This is a genomic window from Nostoc sp. UCD121 (genome assembly GCF_014222285.1).
GTDB lineage: Bacteria > Cyanobacteriota > Cyanobacteriia > Cyanobacteriales > Nostocaceae > Nostoc.
Map to the genome: position 1 here is coordinate 18,443 of NZ_JACKZS010000056.1, position 20,230 is coordinate 38,672.

At 40.0% G+C, this 20,230-nt stretch carries 18 protein-coding genes; 14 read left to right on the forward strand and 4 right to left on the reverse strand.

The window, feature by feature from the left end:
* Positions 1–96: 96 nt before the first annotated feature.
* The 11 genes from hpsE (GNF10_RS14260) to GNF10_RS14310 all read left to right on the forward strand — a co-directional run bounded on the left by hpsE (GNF10_RS14260) (position 97) and on the right by GNF10_RS14310 (position 13,488).
* Positions 97–1,056: a hormogonium polysaccharide biosynthesis glycosyltransferase HpsE gene (hpsE, locus tag GNF10_RS14260; RefSeq protein WP_185592154.1), complete on the forward strand. Its 960-nt coding sequence runs from the start codon at positions 97–99 to the stop codon at positions 1,054–1,056.
* Between the two features lie 25 nt (positions 1,057–1,081).
* Positions 1,082–2,080 (forward strand): hormogonium polysaccharide biosynthesis glycosyltransferase HpsE, encoded by a 999-nt coding sequence (gene hpsE, locus GNF10_RS14265; RefSeq protein WP_185607174.1) that lies wholly within the window; start codon positions 1,082–1,084, stop codon positions 2,078–2,080.
* Positions 2,073–3,149 carry a glycosyltransferase gene (locus tag GNF10_RS14270; RefSeq protein ID WP_185581740.1) on the forward strand — a complete coding sequence of 359 codons (1,077 nt, stop codon included), beginning with the start codon at positions 2,073–2,075 and terminating at the stop codon, positions 3,147–3,149. Before hpsE (GNF10_RS14265) ends, GNF10_RS14270 begins: the two co-directional genes overlap by 8 nt.
* Positions 3,115–3,684, forward strand: a complete 570-nt coding sequence (locus GNF10_RS14275; protein ID WP_185581741.1) for a Tfp pilus assembly protein FimT/FimU — start codon at positions 3,115–3,117, stop codon at positions 3,682–3,684. Before GNF10_RS14270 ends, GNF10_RS14275 begins: the two co-directional genes overlap by 35 nt.
* Before the next feature lie 32 nt (positions 3,685–3,716).
* The gene (locus GNF10_RS14280) at positions 3,717–4,364 is read left to right on the forward strand and encodes a TIGR04282 family arsenosugar biosynthesis glycosyltransferase (RefSeq protein ID WP_185581742.1); all 648 of its coding nucleotides are present in this window, start codon (positions 3,717–3,719) and stop codon (positions 4,362–4,364) included.
* Positions 4,365–4,728: 364 nt separating this feature from the next.
* Positions 4,729–5,571: an HpsJ family protein gene (locus GNF10_RS14285; protein WP_185581743.1), complete on the forward strand. Its 843-nt coding sequence runs from the start codon at positions 4,729–4,731 to the stop codon at positions 5,569–5,571.
* Positions 5,572–5,699: 128 nt separating this feature from the next.
* On the forward strand, positions 5,700–6,608 hold the full coding sequence (locus GNF10_RS14290; protein WP_185581744.1) for a glycosyltransferase family 2 protein: 909 nt from the start codon (positions 5,700–5,702) through the stop codon (positions 6,606–6,608).
* A gap of 516 nt (positions 6,609–7,124) precedes the next feature.
* Positions 7,125–7,889: a DUF502 domain-containing protein gene (locus tag GNF10_RS14295; protein ID WP_114080360.1), complete on the forward strand. Its 765-nt coding sequence runs from the start codon at positions 7,125–7,127 to the stop codon at positions 7,887–7,889.
* A 121-nt stretch (positions 7,890–8,010) separates the two neighbouring features.
* Complete coding sequence (gene nusB / locus GNF10_RS14300) at positions 8,011–8,652, forward strand: transcription antitermination factor NusB (RefSeq protein WP_174709517.1); 642 nt, start codon at positions 8,011–8,013, stop codon at positions 8,650–8,652.
* A 260-nt stretch (positions 8,653–8,912) separates the two neighbouring features.
* The gene (gene ftsY, locus GNF10_RS14305) at positions 8,913–10,556 is read left to right on the forward strand and encodes a signal recognition particle-docking protein FtsY (RefSeq protein WP_185581745.1); all 1,644 of its coding nucleotides are present in this window, start codon (positions 8,913–8,915) and stop codon (positions 10,554–10,556) included.
* A 1,540-nt stretch (positions 10,557–12,096) separates the two neighbouring features.
* Complete coding sequence (locus GNF10_RS14310) at positions 12,097–13,488, forward strand: PP2C family protein-serine/threonine phosphatase (protein ID WP_185581790.1); 1,392 nt, start codon at positions 12,097–12,099, stop codon at positions 13,486–13,488.
* Positions 13,489–14,064: 576 nt separating this feature from the next.
* Here the strand turns inward: GNF10_RS14310 and GNF10_RS14315 are convergent.
* Positions 14,065–15,348, reverse strand: coding sequence for an ankyrin repeat domain-containing protein (locus tag GNF10_RS14315; protein ID WP_185581791.1), 1,284 nt, complete (start codon positions 15,346–15,348; stop codon positions 14,065–14,067).
* 297 nt (positions 15,349–15,645) lie between these two features.
* Here GNF10_RS14315 and GNF10_RS14320 point away from each other — a divergent pair, with 297 nt between their 5' ends.
* Entirely contained in the window at positions 15,646–16,116 is a 471-nt protein-coding gene (locus tag GNF10_RS14320; protein WP_114080236.1) for a DUF4079 domain-containing protein, read from the forward strand.
* A 64-nt stretch (positions 16,117–16,180) separates the two neighbouring features.
* On the opposite strand, the gene GNF10_RS14325 is transcribed toward GNF10_RS14320, so the two are convergent.
* The gene (locus tag GNF10_RS14325) at positions 16,181–16,852 is read right to left on the reverse strand and encodes a DUF1997 domain-containing protein (protein ID WP_185581792.1); all 672 of its coding nucleotides are present in this window, start codon (positions 16,850–16,852) and stop codon (positions 16,181–16,183) included.
* Between the two features lie 179 nt (positions 16,853–17,031).
* On the opposite strand from GNF10_RS14325, the gene GNF10_RS14330 reads away from it, so the two are divergent.
* On the forward strand, positions 17,032–17,688 hold the full coding sequence (locus GNF10_RS14330; protein ID WP_185581793.1) for an NAD(P)H-binding protein: 657 nt from the start codon (positions 17,032–17,034) through the stop codon (positions 17,686–17,688).
* A 251-nt stretch (positions 17,689–17,939) separates the two neighbouring features.
* Here GNF10_RS14330 and GNF10_RS14335 read toward each other — a convergent pair whose 3' ends face one another.
* Complete coding sequence (locus GNF10_RS14335) at positions 17,940–18,404, reverse strand: DUF29 domain-containing protein (protein ID WP_185581794.1); 465 nt, start codon at positions 18,402–18,404, stop codon at positions 17,940–17,942.
* 306 nt (positions 18,405–18,710) lie between these two features.
* Between GNF10_RS14335 and GNF10_RS14340 the strand changes: the two genes are divergently transcribed.
* The gene (locus GNF10_RS14340) at positions 18,711–19,361 is read left to right on the forward strand and encodes a glycoside hydrolase family protein (protein WP_311774159.1); all 651 of its coding nucleotides are present in this window, start codon (positions 18,711–18,713) and stop codon (positions 19,359–19,361) included.
* A 14-nt stretch (positions 19,362–19,375) separates the two neighbouring features.
* Here GNF10_RS14340 and menH read toward each other — a convergent pair whose 3' ends face one another.
* Positions 19,376–20,194: a 2-succinyl-6-hydroxy-2,4-cyclohexadiene-1-carboxylate synthase gene (menH, locus tag GNF10_RS14345; protein WP_185607175.1), complete on the reverse strand. Its 819-nt coding sequence runs from the start codon at positions 20,192–20,194 to the stop codon at positions 19,376–19,378.
* Between the last annotated feature and the right edge of the window lie 36 nt (positions 20,195–20,230).

Sequence of the window (20,230 nt, forward strand, 5' to 3'; positions counted from 1 at the left end):
CGATAGATTTATTTAAGAGCCAGTAATAAACTAGCTATTGGTTCAATATATAAAATAAAAAGCGTTTTAATCAAATCAAAATGTGAATTTTGTCAAATGGCTGAAAACCTTGATATTACTGTAGCTATCCCAACTTATAACGGAGAAAGTCGTTTGCCTGAACTACTAGAACGGCTACAAAATCAACTTCACACCGAAAATTTATCTTGGGAAATTATAGTTGTAGACAACAACAGCACTGATAACACAGCTAAAGTTGTTCAAACCTATCAACAGAATTGGCAATGTTCTTACCCTTTGAAGTATTGCTTTGAAGCACAACAGGGGGCAGCTTATGCCCGAAAAAGGGCAGTTGCAGAAGCTAAAGGTAGATTAATAGGTTTTCTAGATGATGACAACTATCCAGTGTCAAATTGGGTATATGCAGCTTATGCTTTTGGTGAAAAACACCCCAAAGCGGGGGCTTATGCCAGCCAAATTCACCCCGACTGGGAAGTAGAACCACCAGAAAACTTTCAGAGAATTGCCCCATTCTTAGCAATTACAGAGCGAGGTAATTTACCGTTATTATATGAAGCATCTAAAAAATTGCTACCTCCCTCTGCCGGACTTGTAGTGCGTAAACAAGCGTGGTTAGAAAGTGTACCAGATAAGGCGATTTTAACTGGGAGAGTTAAGGGCAATATGCTTACCAGTGAAGACTTAGAAATGTTGTCTTATATCCAAAAATCAGGATGGGAAATTTGGTATAACCCAGAAATGGAAATTTCCCATAGAATACCTAGATCCCGTTTACAAAAAGACTATTTAATTCCCTTTTTTAGAGGGATTGGACTTAGCCGTTATGTAACTAGAATGGTTAATATCAAACAGATATATAGACCAATTGCTCTTGTATCTTATATGATAAATGACTTACGCAAAATTACTTTACACTTACTCAAATACCGAACTAGACTCAAAGACGATTTAGTAGTTGCTTGCGAAATGGAACTTTTTTTTAGTAGCTTCGTTAGCCCATTTTATCTTTGGAAAAATGGATATTTTAAAAAATAAATTATCAAAGCATTAAATAAATATTATGGTCAACTTATCAGTTGAAAGTTTAGATATTAGCATAGCTATCCCTGCCTATAACGGAGCAACCCGTTTACCTAAAGTTTTAGATAAGCTATTAAACCAGATAGGAGTAGAAAAACTTAACTGGGAAATTATTATTGTGGATAATAATAGTTCTGATAACACATCTGAAATAATCCAGAATTACCAAAAAATATATGATATAGATTATCGGTTAAGATATTTTTTAGAACCCAAACAGGGAGCCGCTTTTGCAAGATTGCGGGCAGTACGTGAAGCAAAAGGTGAGTTAATAGCGTTTTTAGATGATGATAATTTACCTGATCCTGATTGGTTAGCTCAAGCATATACCTTTGGATTAGAGCATCCTCAAGCAGGTGCTTGGAGCGGACAGATTCATGGGGATTTTGAAGTAAAGCTGCCAGAAAATTTTGAAAGAATTCAAGCTTTTTTAGCAATCAGAGAACATGGTTCAAATCCGCATTTATTTGATGCAGAGAGTTTAAGACTACCTCCTGCGGCAGCGCTTGTTGTGAGGAAACAAGCATGGTGTGAAAATGTACCACAACAACCGACTTTAAGCGGCAAATTACCTGGTATTTTTGTGCAGGGTGATGACTATGAACCATTGCTTTATATACACTATGCAGGCTGGCAAATTTGGTATAACCCTACCATGCATACTTATCATCAAATACCGCATTGGCGGCTGGAAAGAGATTATCTACTGACTTTGGCACGTGGCTGCGGCTTGTGTATTTTTCAGCTACGCTTGATCAATGCTAAAAATTGGCAAAAACCAATAATTTTTGCGAAAACTATTTTAGGAAATTTACGTAGGATATTACAGCACCTCATTCAGTATAAAGGGCAATTTAAAACTAATCTAATTGCTCTTTTTGAGCTTAACTTTTACTTAGCTAGTATGATGAGTCCTTTTTATTCTTTAAGATGGAAGTTAGACAAATTTTTTAAAACAATAAGTATACAACATGATTAAGTCAACTTTAAATAAAACATTAATTAGTGTAATTATCCCAGCTTACAATAGTGAAAAAACTATTAAAGAAACTATTGAATCTGTTTTAAATCAAAGTTTTCGCCATCTAGAATTAATTGTAATAAATGATGGTTCCCAAGACTCAACCTTAGAAATTATTACAAAAATTCCAGACTCACGAATAAAAGTATTTTCCTATCCCAATGCCGGGGGAAACGTTAGTCGTAACCGAGGGCTACACCATGCTGTTGGAAAATTTGTTAGTTTCTTAGACGCAGATGATATTTGGACACCTGATAAACTTAAATCTCAATTAAAGGCTTTGCAAGAAAACGTTACAGCAAAAGTCGCTTATAGTTGGACTGATTATATTGACGAAAATGGTAAATTTATACTTTCGGGGAAGCGTGTTAAAGCTAATGGAAATGTTTATGAAAATTTGCTAATAAATAATTTTTTAGAGAATGGTTCCAATCCTTTAATTTGTAGGAAATCTTTAATTGCATTAGGTGGCTTTGACGAATCTTTAGGTGCGGCTCAGGATTGGGATATGTGGCTGCGATTAGCCTCTAAGTTTAATTTTATATGTGTCCCATCTGTACAAATTTTATATCGCATGACTCCTAATTCAGTTTCTTGCAATCTTGTCAGACAGGAAAGATTCTGTTTGCAAGTGCTTAAGAGAGCCTATAAAGAAAGACCTTCTCTAGGAGACACTACGGGAACAACACTAAAGGATAACTGGAACCTTTGTATGGCAAATTTATACAAATACCTGGTCTGCAAAGCTCTACAAAAGCCATTGAATAGAAAAAAAGGTCTAGAAGCGGCTATATTTTTGTGTAAGTATTTTATTTATGATCCTTCAAGACTTCAGAACATAAATTTCACCTTAAAACTCTCACTAAAAATTATCACGATCCTTATTCTGCCGACCTTGCTAGACATTATTACTAACCAGCGTCAAGTTAAAAGGCAAGAAACTGAAACATTGCTCAACGACTGGGTAGTTGAAAAGCGATCAGAAAACAAAAATGGATATCCAGGTGCATTTACCGTCTCTAGTTAATGCAAAGAAGCTTTTGAATAAGCACTCCAGTAGTGGTTTTACCCTACTAGAAATGTTAGTTGTTGTTGTATTAATTGGTATATTAGCTACGCTGGGAATAGCTAATTGGCTAGCTTTTGTAGAGACTCGCCGTCTCAACACTGCTCAAAACGAAGTTCACCTTGCTATTCATCAAGCTCGAAGCCAAGCCACTAAAGAAAAGTTGACTTGGCAAGCCAGCTTTCGTGAGCAAAACGGCATTATTCAATGGGCAGTTCATCCTGCTACAGTAAATCCATCTGCGGTTAACTGGAATAATATAGATTCCAATGTACGCTTAGATTCTGAGACAACCTTACAATTGTCAGATAACATACGTAAAGTTCAATTTGACTACAGAGGTAATGCTAAAAGCCCTAATGATCTAGGACGGATCACGCTATCCAGTAAGTCTGGTGGTAAAGTCAAGCGTTGTATCATTGTTTCAACGATTTTAGGGGCAATGCGAACGGCAAAGGAGCAAACTACAAGCGATAACGACAGGTATTGCTATTAAAATATCTCTTAGTTTATTAAAAAAGGTATTGTGTGCTGAATTTACCAGCAAACCCAAAACAGCACCTGATTATTTTTACTCGCTATCCAGAACCAGGTAAGACAAAAACCCGATTGATACCTGCTTTAGGAAATCTTGGTGCTGCCAATCTTCAACGGGAAATGACTGAATATACAATATTTCAGGTTCAAGAATTGCAAAAAGCCATTGCCATATCTGTGGAAGTGCGATTTGCAGGTGGCGATTTGCAACTCATGCAAGACTGGCTGGGGTTAGATTTGGTTTACCAATCTCAAGGTGGAGGCGATCTAGGTTCACGGATGACGCGATCGCTTTCCGATGCTTTTCAATCTGGTGCAGAAAAAGTAATTATCATCGGCACTGATTGTCCTGGAGTCAATGCCGAGATTCTAGCAACAGCTTTTGAAAAGTTACACACCTTTGACCTCGTACTTGGGCCTGCAATCGACGGAGGATATTACTTAATTGGTTTGCGCCAAGCTATCCCAGAGTTATTCGTTAACATCGAGTGGGGAACTGCTCAAGTATTCCAAAAAACTGTAGACATTGCCCAAAAGCTTCATTTATCACACGTGAATTTGTCGCCTTTAGCTGATGTTGACCGACCCGAGGATCTGCCGATTTGGGAACAAACCCTTGTGGGTGAGATAGAAGGATGACGGAGATAAAGGAGATATAGTAATTTTTATATGGATGCACAACCCACTAGGGGCACATATCTGTGCGCCCCTACAAAATACTTATGTTCCAAGCAATTGAGAACTGAAAACAAGAGAAATCGGGTAATTAATAAGTCTTTTACCACGTTACGGTTTATACTTAAATTCTAAAATACCACGAATTTCCTGAAGACACTGTACATAACAAATGTTACTGTGGCCTAGTTGAAAACCAAGAGGCAGATAGCCTTTAGCAATATTGAATCTGCTTTGTATTTCTACACAACAGTCACGGTCATGGGCACAATATTCAAGTAACTTGAAATATGAAAATCACTCGTATTCACCGCCAGTTTGAAAAACTATGGTTAACCGTTTTACTTCCGTGAGTACTGCCCTCACCGTTAAGGTAGTTGGAATAATCTGCATTTTGTCCTTTTTTGTGGACTTTTTGATTCTATTGTTACCCTTTCAACCGACTGATCGGGTATGGCAAATCAACTTGGCAACAGCACTAGTCGATCGGGGGATTGTTCCTCTAGTGGGGCTGGGGCTGCTGTTTGCTGCCTATTGGATTGAAAACACTGATGCAGGAAGCGATCGCCCCCAAGGGATCGATTTAAGATTTCCCGCCGTGATTCTCTCAAGTATTTTAGGGTTGATGTTCTTGCTGATTTTTCCCCTGCACCTCAATAACGTCAATCAAGCTAAGACTCAAACACTCAATCGAATCACCCAAGAAGCAGATCAGGCAGAAGCTCAACTCAACACTCGCTTATCGCAATTGCAAGCACAACTGAATACTGAGCAAGGAAAAGCTCAATTAGATCAACTGCGAACCCAAACCAAAGCTCAGTTTAGTGAAATCCTCAAAGACGATCAAAAATACAAACAAGCCCTTGAAAGCTCTCAAATTCCCGCAAATATCAAAGAGTTACTGAAGAAGGCTAAAACAGATCCCCAAGCACTTGACAAAGCTATCGAACAACAAACAGATATTAAGACACTGCAAACTCAACAACTGAGCCAAGTTCGCCAACGCAGAGAAGAAGCAGAACAACAAGCTAAAGATGCTGCTTGGAAGTCTGGACTGCGGATTGGGATTAGCAGTTTGTTGTTATCCATTGGTTACATTATCATCGGCTGGACAGGCTTAAAAGGTATGGGTGCTGTACAAGGTGGTAAACCTAGAGCTACCGCCCGTTAATCCACTATTAGCATGGCAGTAAGACTTATACAAAAATTATTCGGTTTATTTATACTGCCATGCGCCTAATAGCTAACAACAATAAAAATACAATTATCACTGAGTAAAATCGCTATAAAACTTGAGTAATGTTCTCAATTTACATACTGACATATAACGAAGAACTAGATATTGCTGCTTGTATCGAATCAGCGATGCTATCGGATGACATTATTGTTGTGGATTCATGCAGTAGCGATCGCACTGTGGGAATTGCCAGTAGCTATCCCATCCGCGTTGTCCAACACGCTTTTGAAAGCCACGGCCGCCAACGCACCTGGATGTTAGAGTCTATCCCCCCGAAGCACGAATGGGTTTATATTCTCGAAGCTGACGAGCGTATGACACCAGAACTGTTCGCGGAATGCGAAAAAGCCAGCCAGAATCTTGACTACATCGGTTACTACGTGGCTGAACGTGTCATGTTCATGAATCGTTGGATTCGTTACAGCACTCAGTATCCCCGTTACCAAATGCGTCTCTTCCGCCACGGTAAAGTGTGGTTTACAGACTATGGTCATACTGAGCGGGAAGTTTGTGACGGTGCAACCAGCTTTTTAAAAGAAACATACCCCCACTACACTTGTAGCAAAGGTTTGAGCCGTTGGATTGATAAGCATAACCGTTATTCTACAGATGAAGCTCAAGAAACGCTGTATCAGTTAGAACAGGGAGAGGTCAACTGGAAAGATTTATTCTTTGGCAAATCGGAAGTTGAAAAACGCCGAGCCTTGAAAGATTTGTCTTTGCGTCTACCTGCTAGACCGTTGCTACGCTTTCTATATATGTATTTTATGTTAGGCGGCTGTTTAGATGGACACGCTGGACTTGCTTGGTGTACATTGCAGGCATTCTACGAATATTTGATTTTGCTGAAAGTCTGGGAAATGAAGTATTTACCAAAACCTAATTTAGACGTAACAGCAATTCTGGCACAAGATAGTCCACAACAATTACAGTGTGCGGATTCGGAAACTACACAGGCTGATGTGGCGTAAAGGGAATTGGAGATTCAAAGGATTCTCAGTCAAATCAACAAGTAGCGATCGCAAAATCAGAATTCAGAAATAGGGTAGCATAGCTAGCTGTGCTACCCTACCGCGCTTTAAATTTAAACAAAACCACCATATTAAATTAATGTTTATAACAGACTATTTTCATAAAAACTGCTCCCGATCAAACGTGAACGACTGACCATATAAAATAACTCCTCAGTTTACCTGGTGGTACTTTCAGAATCAAAAGCAGCTTTTGATTGAGCGCGATAGATTAGTAATACCTTATGACGTGCAACAATCATTTACAAGCCTTACAAGGAAAGGTGACATTTTCTGAGAATAACCAGCCGCCATCGGATTGGTTGATATCTATGTCTATGCTTGTAGGAAAATAGCTGATTTACAGCAACAAGTACGTATTTTTGCTGTAGCAGCCAAGCTGCTAGCGTTTTGGATAGTTACTTGCGGCAGAAGTTGCTTCAAGTAAAGCCTTTGCTATTTGACGAATTTGCTGGTATGGATACCAATAACAAAAGTTCCTCTAGCTTAAAACAGGAGAATCAGGGCTTGGTAATCGATCGCCTAAAACAGGACTTAAAAAACGACCTGATTGCTGGTTTGTTGGTAGTAATTCCCCTCGCAACCACTATCTGGCTGACAATTACCATTGCTAATTGGGTAATCAACTTCCTCACCCAAATTCCCAAACAACTGAATCCTTTTGATGGGTTAAACCCAATTCTAGTAAATTTACTGAATTTATTAGTAGGATTAGCTGTACCACTACTATGTATCCTATTGATGGGTCTGATGGCTCGCAATATTGCTGGCCGGTGGTTGTTAGATTTTGGTGAGCGATTATTACAGGCAATTCCCTTAGCTGGGCAGGTATACAAAACTCTCAAACAGCTTTTAGAAACAATACTAAAAGATTCTAATGGTAAATTTCGCCGGGTAATTTTGGTAGAGTATCCCCGCCGAGGAATTTGGGCGATCGCCTTTGTCACTGGTGCAATCAGTAGTGATATCCAAGCCCAGATGTCCCGCCCCGTCCTAAGTGTTTTTATCCCCACTACCCCAAATCCAACTACCGGATGGTACGCAGTTGTTCCTGAAGACGAGGTTGTGAACCTCTCCATGTCCATTGAAGACGCTTTTAAAATAGTTGTATCAGGTGGCATTGTTGCCCCGAATACGCCCTTGATTTTCCCTCAAGAATCTACAGTGGAAGTGAAACACGACGAAATCAAGCGGCAGATTATTCCCGTTGAAGAAATTTAAAATCAATCTGGCAAAGTCACAAGCAAATGCGTAATGTTGTTGTTTGACTGTGCCAAAATTGATAAACTTGTAAGTTTGCCCCGCTAGTTAATCAGTTCTCGCACAATCACCCCTGACTTTTATGCAACCTCGTAAACCCCAGCAAATTGCTCGTGAATTGGCGCTTTTAAGCCTTAGCCAATTGCCAGTCAACCCAAAAAAATTAGATACATTACCAGACGATCAACTAGTATCCAAATTGGTGCTAGGAGCAGTACGCACCCTGACTTCAGAAGTGCAAGATACCCTGGATAATGCCGCAGGTGAACTGCAACGCAGTAACGATCGCCTTTTAAGTAGCCAAACTCGTGCTTCTGACCTCAATTCTGCCAGAACAATGCTTCAAGAAGCGATCGCCTGCACCCAGACAGCAATCAATCAATTGGGTACAGCAGTTGATTTCCCCGAATTGATTCAACTAGCTAATCAGGATAAAGGAGTTCGTAATTACGCTAAAGAGCTTGTGATTACCGTCAACGAAAATCGACACATTATAGATGAACTCCTTTCTACTGCCTTAGTGGATTGGCAAGTAACTCGCCTCGCCCAAATTGACCGCGATATCCTGCAAATCGCTGTGGCAGAAATGAAATTCTTAGGAGTTCCAGACAGCATCGCCATCAACGAAGCTGTGGAGCTAGCCAAACGCTACAGTGGAGACGACGGTCATCGATTTATTAATGGTGTTTTGCGCCGAGTCACTGAGCAGAAAAAAACAGCATAGTAACACTGCCTAATTCATATACTGCTATGGAGAAAAGTCTGTAGCCGCTTCTGCGGCTTCCTCCGAGCGAAACTTTTACCTTGGCGCTAGCTCTCCTTTGGAAGAAGGGGAGACGCTGCGCGAACCGAAGGAAACTGATTCTCCTGAAACTAGCTATGAAAGGTGAGGATAACCGGGAAGTTTTCACCCCAAGAAAAAGTGCAAAGTTAAATTAAACTCATAACTTATAACTTATAACTCATATAACTAATACTGCTGCAATGGTTTTTAATTGGTTCCGCCGTCAATATAACGATTCCTCTGATACTCCCTCTGATAAAAAACAGGAAGAAACTACTCCTGCACAAGAACCCCAAGCAGAGCCAGCCGAAACCTCAACTGCTGAAACTGCACCAGACACAACGGCAGACTTGTTGGCGTTTGCTAAAGCTGCCTACAAAAATATTCAGCAAAAACAACAGGTTGAGGTAGTAGAAACCCCGCCTGATTCAGAAAATGCCTTAGCAGAAACTGAAGCTGTAGAAACGGCAATTGCGGAAATTACTGAATCAGAAACAACTAAGGAACCTGTTAGTACAACCCTAGGAACAGCACAGTCAGAAATTATCCAAACTGCTACTGAGGAAGAAAATACAGAAGATTCCTCAGTAGTTGCAATTGCTGAAGAGCCAGATGTCGAAAGCCCAGAAATAACCACAAACGAAATTGAACAAACCCCCACACCAGAGGCAACGCAGCCAACAGCACCAGCTAATTTATCCTTCTTAGAACGGGCGGCGGCAGAACGGCAAGCAAAACTAGATCAATTAATAGCCACCGCCATTGAAGTTCCAGAACCGGAGGTATTACAGCCAGTAGCTGCAACCTCAGAGATAGGAGAGGAAATTCCCGGACTGGTATTTGATGATGGGTTTGTCTGGTCAGCGAAAGTTTTAGCGGCTCAAGGTAGAAACCCAGAAGACGTTTCGATTGAAGAAATAACCTGGCTGAAAAAGCTCCGGCAAGGGTTAGACAAAACTCGCCGGAGTATTCTCAACCAACTGAAGGCGATCGTTGGTCAAGGGCCGCTTAACCAAGCTGCTGTGACGGAAATTGAAGCATTACTCCTGCAAGCCGATGTGGGTGTAGAGGCGACAGACTTTATTATTAATGCTCTACAAACAAAACTTCGAGAAGAAGTTACTGCACCGGAAGAAGCGATCGCTTATCTGAAAAAAATTCTCCGGGATATGCTGGATGCACCAAGCAAAGCATCCCACAAAACTAGCTTTACCCCAGAAAAAGAAACCTTGAACATTTGGTTAATCACTGGGGTGAATGGTGCCGGGAAAACCACCACCATTGGCAAAATTGCCCATTTAGGGCAAAAATCTGGCTATAAATGTTTGATTGGGGCAGCAGACACCTTCCGCGCCGCCGCCGTGGAACAGGTGAAGGTTTGGGGTAGTAGAAGTGGTGTAGAAGTAATTGCCAATCCTGGAAAAAATACAGATCCGGCAGCAGTTGTATTTGATGCGATCGCAGCCGCCCAATCCCGGCAAACAGAATTACTTCTGGTAGACACTGCTGGACGACTACAAAACAAGAAAAACTTAATGGACGAACTCGGTAAAATCCGGCGAATTATCGACAAAAAAGCTCCAAATGCCAAAGTGGAATCGCTGTTGGTTCTAGATGCTACTTTAGGTCAAAATGGACTACGACAAGCCGAAGTTTTCTCCCAAGCGGCCCAACTGAGTGGCGTTGTCTTAACCAAACTAGATGGCACTGCTAAAGGCGGCGTTGCCCTTGCCGTTGTGCAACAGCTAGGTTTACCGATTCGCTTTATTGGTGCTGGTGAAGGAATTGAAGACTTACGACCCTTTTCGAGCTATGAGTTTGTCGAAGCTCTCTTGAGTGGCTAATAGAAAAATTGGGAGTTAAAAATTTTTATTGACAAACTGAGAAATTTAGGGATAACTGAATCTGGTATTATCACTGGAACTAACTAAAAACAGTTAAAATCCTAAAATCATAAATTTGTCACAATAAATGGGTGACTTTTGCTAAAATCTCAAGCTAATGAACTTTTTCACCCCCAGGGCTTACGCAAAATACCTCTCAAACTCTTATTTCTCTGTGTTCTCTGTGCCTCTGTGGTTAGATTTTCCGTTACCTGTGCGTAAGTCCTAACCCCTTTGAAGGCTTTTTAAGTGGATTAGCAAGACATTTATTTGCTACACACAAAAGCTCGTAAACTTACATTTTGTAGAAACTTACAGGGTAAACAAAATAGTCACTCCCACAAATACAAATATTGTGGTGTGCGATGGACAGCAATCTGAACGGTGAGTAGTAAGTTAGAGAGCCAACGCGGGTGAGTCAAAGACTGCGGTATTTTCCCTCCGCAGTTAACTCATATTAGCTATGGCAACTTGTACTGCTGTCAAAGAAGCAAGCTAAAGCTATGCGTAGCATCACCAACAGGCGAAGCGACTGCATTAACAAGTCGGGAGAACTGCACGCTGCACGTAACCTTAAAAGTTAGATTACGAGCGTCAGATATTTGCCCAATGCTTGCCAAAAAGACGGCTTCCGACCATCAGAAATTCGGAAAATCGTCCACTGTGGACTCAAAAAGCGAATTTAGTGTAAGTAAGCTGTTTCAACACTCCCAGGTGTATTTTCAGCTACTACTTGCGAAAGAATCTACAAATATTTTTGTAGTAAATCGAGAGATTTAAATTCTGATGATCAAACGACAACATTGTTTCTGGCTTTTGACTTAAAGTTTTGGGAGGAGATTTTTTCTAGATTTAGTATCATCCTTGGCGATTATCAGGGTAATTATGGTATACAGATTAAGTATTTAAAGACTTATTTACATATTCTCAGCTTTAGGAATGAATGTAAGTATGTTTTTACCAAACTAAGCTCAGTTTGAGCGCTTATGGAGGTTTTTGCTCAAAAGACTTCTAATTTCCTAGTTTTCTATACCCAAACAATTACCCTGAAAGCGTTATAAATTATTCTTTGAATAAAGTATTTTTCTGACTTTAGGGATATGCTTTGGGAATTAAGTTATGAAAAAAGGAAAAGATTTCTGAACTATCACCAAAACCATAGTGCTTCTCGTTTTGATGCAATACACTTTGATCTTTCTTCAAAAAGGGTATGGTGTACACACTTCTTTCTACAAGGCTCCGGGTTAGGTGCATATTCCATACAATTGAGAACATAATAGTAATTTTTACGGGTTAGATTTTGACTAAAAATACATGATTTTAAATGACTAAGATTCCATCAAAAATATAATAAGCAAATAAAATACTGATAAAAGTTGCCTGTTACGTCTTTATACTCTTGCTAAAGTGACAAGTCTTGTCTAAATATGGTTTAGCAATACGAAAGCCAAAAAGCTTATAAGTAATCTAAAATCTGCCAATATAAAGTGCAATAGTACCTGTGCCTGTGTCTCAACTGCCCTCTCAACCCACTGACAACAATAGTAGTGCCGCGACGGATGTCACCCCAGTCGTGGCACTCAAAGAACTCGTGGCAAGGTTGCACCGGGAACAGAACAAAATTCAAGATTTGCTCAGTTCTTTAGGATTTGCCCTGAGAAGTTTCAATAATTTGAATCAGTTTTTGGAACTGATTCCGCTAATGGCAACAAGAGTGACAGATGCAGACGGCAGCGCCCTGTTTCTCTACAAACCTAATGGTCAAGTCAGGTTAGAACAGTTACATTGGCAAGATAGTGGACAGCGTAAGAATATCCGTAAAGCGCTAGAAATAGCCAGCAGTCAAATCACACTTTTGCCAAATACTGCCCCTCTAGCGAATGCGACGGGGATTTTAGATGACCAGATGCATCGCTATTTGGGGCCAGATGTACAAATCTTTGGTACGGCGATTCTGGTAAAGCATACAGAAAGGGGATGGCTCTATGTATTGAGCCGCGATCCAGAATATAGTTGGACAGAGACTAGGCAAAAGTTAGTTAGGTTAGTGGCAGACCAAACAGCAGTAGCGATCGAAAACGATGAACTAGCTGTAGAACTCAGAAAAAAAGAACGCTTAGACCAAGAACTAGAAATTGGTGCAGAAATTCAACGGCGACTTCTACCACGTCAATGTCCCACAATCCCTGGTGCAGTCCTAGCGGCCCGTTGTAAACCTGCAAATCGTGTCGGCGGTGACTACTACGACTTTATTGCTACCAATCAGAATAAAATTCGGTCTAAGACTAAAGGCGACACCGAGACTGGTCGCTGGGGTTTGGTTATTGGAGATGTCATGGGCAAAGGTGTCCCTGCTGGGCTGATTATGACGATGATGCGAGGAATGTTAAGGGGAGAAGTGCTACACGGGAATTCCCCAGCAAAAATTCTGCAAAACTTAAATAGAGTTATGTATGCCGATTTGGAAAATTCTCACCGTTTCGTAACACTATTTTATTCAGAATATAATCCTCACAGTAGAATTTTGTCTTATAGCAATGCGGCACACAATCCTCCCTTGTGGTGGCACGCAGCCACGAAAACTGTCAGCCGTTTAGATACTTTAGGAATGCTAATCGGTTTGGATGCTAACAGCCAATATGAAGATGCTCAGGTACAGTTAGAGCCTGGGGATACCATTATTTACTATACAGATGGCTTGACCGATGCGGCGGCAGCTGGTGGCGATCGCTTCGATGAAGAGAATTTTGTCACTGGCTTCAATACGGCTTGCAAGTACTGTAATGGGCCAGAGGAGATTGTGGATTATCTATTTGACCAAGTTCAGCAATTCATTGGTGATGATAAGCAAAACACTGATGATATGACACTAGTTGTTCTGCAAATTTTATAGTCATTAACCATTTTTCCTGGTCAAGTCATGAATAAATACCTAATTTTATGACAACTGGTTATGACAACTGGATATTTACCACGCCAAATTTAATTTTTAATTTATTTTTTCTTTAAATTTCCATAGCGATCGCTCAAATAATCGCAAATTAACCTTTTTTCAGGACTTGTTTGTATTTAGTCATTAGGATAATACATAAAAAATGATCCTTAGAATACATTTCTGTTTAAGCAAAAACTATATATTTTGCACATCTAGCACAGTAGGAAACGTCAAGGGGGAGAGCAGGTAAAAGGTAAAATGTACAAGGCAAAAAGTAAATTTACTTCTTCATTTTTGCTTTTTTATATCCTTGTCACGCAAGCATTTAGCCTGTTCCCTCTTGGCGTTTTAATTTTTCTTTTCTCCGCCGTAGCAAGTTCACAACAGTTACGACGGAGTTTTGCTTTCTTTGTTTCTTAGGTCTAAACTTGGCCGTTTTCAACTTACTTGGTCTTTAAGTTGCTAACCTTAATTTAATCATTTGTCAAGAAATTTCTAAAAAGATTTTAGTTGAAAAATTCCGAATTAAAATAGCTATTCTTGCGCTCCAGCTTTTTGCAGACTCCGCACTACATTTTTATAACCATTAAATTCTGCAATCATCAAAGCAGTATAACCACCACGGTTTTTTAAATTCACATCTGCCCCAGCTTGGAGTAATAACTGCACAATTTCGCCATAACCTGCTGAGGCAGCCCACATCAATGGTGTTGCCCTCGCTGAGTCTTGAAAATTCACATCTGCCCCCTTTGCCAGCAGCAAATGTATGATCTCTGTGTGCTTGCGTTCGGTTGCTTTAATTAAAGCAGTTTTGCCATCATCCCCCAGAGTGTTGGCATCAGCACCATAGTCTAACAACACTTTCACTGTTTGGGTGTGTCCTTGTGATACAGCCAACGTCAAAGGTACTTCACCAAGATTTTTCCCATTAATATCTGCCCCAAAACACAGTAGGGCCTCGACAATTTTGCTATGTCCCTGCAATGCTGCTACAAGCAGTGGCGTATCACCTAGACGGTTCCTAATTTGGACATCTGCACCCCTGTTAAGTAATACTTGCACGACATCAATGTAGCCTTCCACAACGGCAAGATGTAGGGCAGTTTCACCATCTTGGTCTTGGAGATTAATTTCAGCACCTCGATCTAGTAAAGCTGCTGCGATCGCACTATGTCCCCCTGCTGCTGCTGCCAATAATGCAGTTCCAGCATCAGCGTTTTTCGCATTCACATCAGCCCCCGCAGCTAGCAGTGCTTCCACAACCTCCAGATGCCCCAAGTCTGCGGCTAATGTTAAGAGTGTCTCACCCTCTTGATCTGGGATATTGACATCAACACCAGTTTGGAGAATTGCTTGTAAAATTTCTATGTTTCCCTGCTTAATGGCTAGTTTCAAGGCAGTATCATCATCTTTATCAGCAATATTAACCTTTGCACCAGCAGCCAATAAGACTCGTACTACATCGATATGACCTTTGAGGACTGCGGCCATTAAAGCTGTGCTGCCATCTTCATTAGTGGCATTGACATCAGCACCTTTGGATACTAAAAGTTTCAAAATGTCAAGTTGTTTGGCACTAGCTGCTAACATCAAAGCCGTCAAACCATACAGTTTTCTGGGTAAGTTGATATTTGCCCCAGCATCTAGGAGCGATCGCACAATTTCGGTGTAGCCTAAATTGGCAGCAAACATTAACGCCGTAGTGCCTTGGCTATCGCACGCATCTACCCTCGCACCAGCAGCCAGTAGCGCACATAGCCCCTTGATATCACCACTTTTAGCAGCTTTTAGCAGCAAAGTATCGTTGTTTTCAGTCATGAATGAGATCCCACACAGGGGTTTTGTTCGTCTACCCTCAAAACTCAGTCTGAGATTGTTTATGCACTTTGGCAAGAGGGTTATGCAATTAAAAATTGAAAATTAAAAATTAAAAATTAAGAAACGCAGCCTTGGCAAGCATTTTATCTATTGATTGGATGCAAATTAAAGGTAAGGGAGGCTTAACTCTTGTCTTCTCTGCTCATCCCTTAGACTCTTTTAATTTGTGCAACTTGAAGCACAGAGAATAGAGTTATGCTAATTTTTATGAAGATTTAATAATTAGGCGAGAACACTATGAGCTTGGAACTTTCTGCGTCGGTGAAATATTGGCTGAATTTCTTCCATCCGGTGCTGATGTGGGCGCTATTAGTACTCTCAATTTATGCTGCCTACTTGGGGCTGCAATTACAGCGTACCAGAAATGCTCAGGGCGAAGAAAAGAAAGAACTGATTAAAGGTAGATATAACGTCAGACACTACCAAATCGGGTCTATACTCTTAGGTTTGATGGTAGCAGGTGCAATTGGAGGGATGGGTGTCACTTACATCAATAATGGCAAGTTATTTGTCGGCCCTCACCTGCTGGCAGGATTGGGTATGACGGGTCTGATTGCATTTTCTGCTGCTTTGTCCCCTTATATGCAGAAAGGGGCAAACTGGGCACGCGCAACCCATATTTTGCTAAATTTCACGCTTTTGGGACTTTTTGCTTGGCAGGCTGTTACTGGCGTACAAATTGTCCAAAGAATTCTTACTAAAGCTTAGTCATTTGTCATTTGTCCTTTGTCATTTGTCATTAGTGTATGAGAAATGACAAAGGATTGTTAAATCAGTGCTTTTGTTTAGAATTAACAGCAAGGGGTATTGCTAAAGATTTCTGAAAATCTTGCTGAACTTTGCGGGTTAAACGACGAGAAACTTGGCGGACGATTTGGTTAAGTAAGCGATCGCCTGTAGATTGAATTATAGACTTGGGTAATCGCTGAATAAACCGGGGAAAGTGCAAATCAACTACTAAATCTAATTCCCATTCAACTCTCGTCACCTCACCGCTACTGCAAGCATCGTTTTCTATTAGCTGTAGAGATGCCCGATAATCTACGTCATAACCAGGCGATTGGTAATCAGGAATGGGGATTGTACGGATGCGGTAAATACCCTCCTCTGGGGGCAACAATTCTAAACCAATTTTCGGTTCTACTTCATAACCGAAAGCACCAAAACGACCAATTACTAGAGCGTAACCATTTTCCCCAAGTAATTGCACTTTCATGGGTTCAGCACAACGAGAAAACCATAAGGCGTGAGTATTAAGATACTCAGCAACCTTCTCTGCTGGGGCAGGCATTTCCATAAAATCTTGATAACGACCATAAAATTTTGTGATCGTCGCTACATTTATGTCTGTTAATGTGTCCTTCGCTTGTTCTTGGTTGGACGCTACAGGTAAAACTGCTTCTGTTATTTCCCAGGATTTATATTCGCCTTGTTTTGAAAGCATAAATGCATTACTGTATATTTTGGCGTTCTGTCTATACTAATAATTCCCCACGTGCTTGGGTCATTTCACACTAATATCTCATTTTGACCAAAACCTCATTAATCTGCCATCAACTCCATAGAATTACTAAAATAAAGAATTAAACAAGCACACAATAGTTTCCCAGGATAGCATTTCTCATGAAAGCATTTGTAGCAGGGGCAACCGGTGAAACAGGTCGCCGGATTGTGCAAGAGTTGATAGCACGGAATATTCCCGTTCGTGCTTTGGTGCGGGATATAGAGAAAGCTAGGGGTATTCTGTCTCCTGAAGCTGAGTTGGTTGTAGGTGATGTGTTACAACCAGAAAGTTTAAATGCTGCGTTGGGAGATAGCACAGTTCTGTTCGTTGCGACTGGTGCAAAACCTAGTTTTGACCCCACAGGCCCCTATAAAGTAGATTTTGAAGGGACTAAAAATTTAGTAGAAGCTGCCAAAGCAAAGGGGATTGAGCATCTTGTCTTGGTTTCTTCTTTGTGTACTTCGCTGTTATTCCATCCACTGAACTTGTTTTGGCTGATTTTGGTGTGGAAAAAGCAAGCTGAAGAGTATATCCAGAAAAGTGGTCTGACTTATACGATTGTGCGACCTGGTGGATTGAAGAATGAAGATAATTCAGATGCGATCGTGATGCAGAGCGCTGATACATTGTTTGACGGTAGCATCCCCAGGCAGAAAGTTGCCCAAGTTGCTGTTGAGGCGCTATTTGAAGCCGATGCACGCAATAAAATTGTCGAAATTGTTGCCAAACCGGAAGCAGCCTCAAAAAGCTTTAAGGAGCTATTTCAACAGTGCTGATATTCTAGAGGATTCTATTCTCTAAAATGAGCGGCTCAAATCTGATCGCACTTTATCAAGTAGCTTGCTTCATTTAAATTGACCGTACTTGATTTTACTTTCTAAAGCGATCGCTCCATCCCACACTCAAAACGTAGGGTTAAAGCGCATTCATTTCTCATACGGCGGTTTAACCCTGCACTCATTTACGATAGACAAGCGATCGCTCTTTTGTAACCTTCATCTCCACAAACAGCGATACAAAATGACTTTTATTGTGGGAAATACTCACTATTAAAAATCTCTTCGGAAGTAAAAGGGCATTGTTCTGGAAAAATCTCAGAGGATAAACCTGTTTTTTGAATTGCTTGCCTTCTGGCTTTAATATAAACTGCACCTAAGCAGTTAATAGAATAATTATAAAGTGTTTTGGAACGGAAATAAAACTCTAGTTCATCACGAAAATTAGTTATTTCTATTTGCCAGCCTCGCTGACAATTTTCTTTTTCAGTTTCCCAATAACAATAAAGTAAAAGATGAATTAATAATTGTTTTAAGTAACTTTCTACTTTTCGTCTTTGCTCAATTCCCAAAGCTTCAATTTCTTCTGATAAATGTTGCCAATCAAGATTATCAATATCTTTATTTTCTAATTGTTTAAATGTTGTTTCTACCCATAAATAATAATCTTCTTCGTAAAGGGTAGGCTCAACAGATTTTAATATTTCTGTTGTCATAGCTAATCGCGAGGAAAATCAACTATGTTAACCATAACATAATTAGTAGGCGTAACTCTTTTACTTAGTCGCTATTGTTGGCAGTATCTCGCTTGATATACTGGTTCATACACTTTTTTCCTAATTACCAAAAAAATGAGGAAATGAGAATAATAACTAACAATCAGGTGTGAACTTTGTCAAAATGAGTTCGTCAATGATTTGTGTTATCAAAGAGAGCAAATTTGAAGGAGTTAGACTCTGAAAGGCTTTGAATTCAAAGGTGTTGAAAAACTTATTGGGCCAATAGCTGCGCTTCTTGGCTTTGTGTATTTGTTGCAATGGTATATTGGAGACTTGCGATCGCCTTCCGATCCCATCTTTGCAGTTAAACAGCCGCCTTTGGTGATGAAACAGGGCGATCCCTATATCCGCGCTTTAATGCGAACCATCTCGGCGAGTGAAGCTAGTGGAAACCGTCCCTATTCGCTGTTATATGGTGGACAACAAGTCAACGATCTTAGCAGACATCCTGAAATATGCGTCACAATTGTGACAGGCCCCAATACAGGTAATTGTTCTACGGCTGCTGGGAGATATCAAATTATCAACATTACTTGGTATCGTTTAGCGCCGCGTTATCACCCAAAGCCGATGCAGATGATGTTTTGGACTGCTTATAGTTTTGAAGCAGAATATCAAGATATAGTAGTTTACCGTTGGTTAACTGATTCTAAAGTTTGGGGTACTGATATTTCTCAACTGTTACGTCAGGGAAAGTTAAATGATGTTTTGCGGCGACTCTCTCCGACTTGGACGAGTCTAGGATATGGTATAGAAACTAATTCTGTTAGTAGCTCTTTGCCTAAAGTTTATCAGAAAATGTTACAAGAGGAATTAACCGCAGCTAATCAACCAATAGCCCCGAATTTAACACCATCGCCAACTCCTTCTAGTAAGCCACTAAAGAAACCGTGAGATTATCTTAATTTCTAACTTGCTGTAGACAAGAAATATTTGATATTTTCCACAAATGCCAAGGTATGTTCAAAATGAATATTATGTCCAGCATTTTTAATTATTTTTAGCTGTGCAAATTTACATAGTTTAGCCATTTCTGTATTAATAGATATAAACTTTTCATCATATTCACCAGCTAGTAAGAGTATATGAATTTTATTCTCTTGTAGCTTATCCCACAAAGAAGGTTGACATCCAGTCCCCATGAAGCGCAATGATTTATCTAATTCCTGTGGATTGTTTTGCAAGCGACTTTCTATCATGCGATCGTATTGTGGATGATTTTTTATATAACCAAAAATTGGTTGATTGTACCAATTTGAGAGAAAAGCAGCAAAATCAGTTTCAATAATGCTTCTGCTTAATTTTCTAGCTATTTGAGCATCACGCCTAACTCGTTCTAATCGTTCTACTTCTGTAGCTAAACCTGGGGAGGCTGATTCTAATGCAACTTTAATAAAACGTTCCGGGAAATATAAAGTTAAGTATAAAGCTAATCTTCCGCCCATCGAATAACCAATCAAGTAGCATTTATCTATTTTTAATTCATCTAATAAATTGATTATTGCTTGAGCAGTAGATTCCATTTTATAGTATTTATCACCCCCGCAAACTTCAGTTTTACCATGTCCTGGTAACTCAAGTGTGAGATAAGAAAAATCCTCAGCTAGTAACTTTATGGCTTCATCAAATTCATGAATATTTCCTATAAAGCCGTGCAAAAAAAGAATTATAGGTTTGTTATCATTTATATTTAGACAATAGTTAAAATTACACTTCTTTAAAGTCATTGATATATATAAATTCCAAAATTACCTATTTGATAT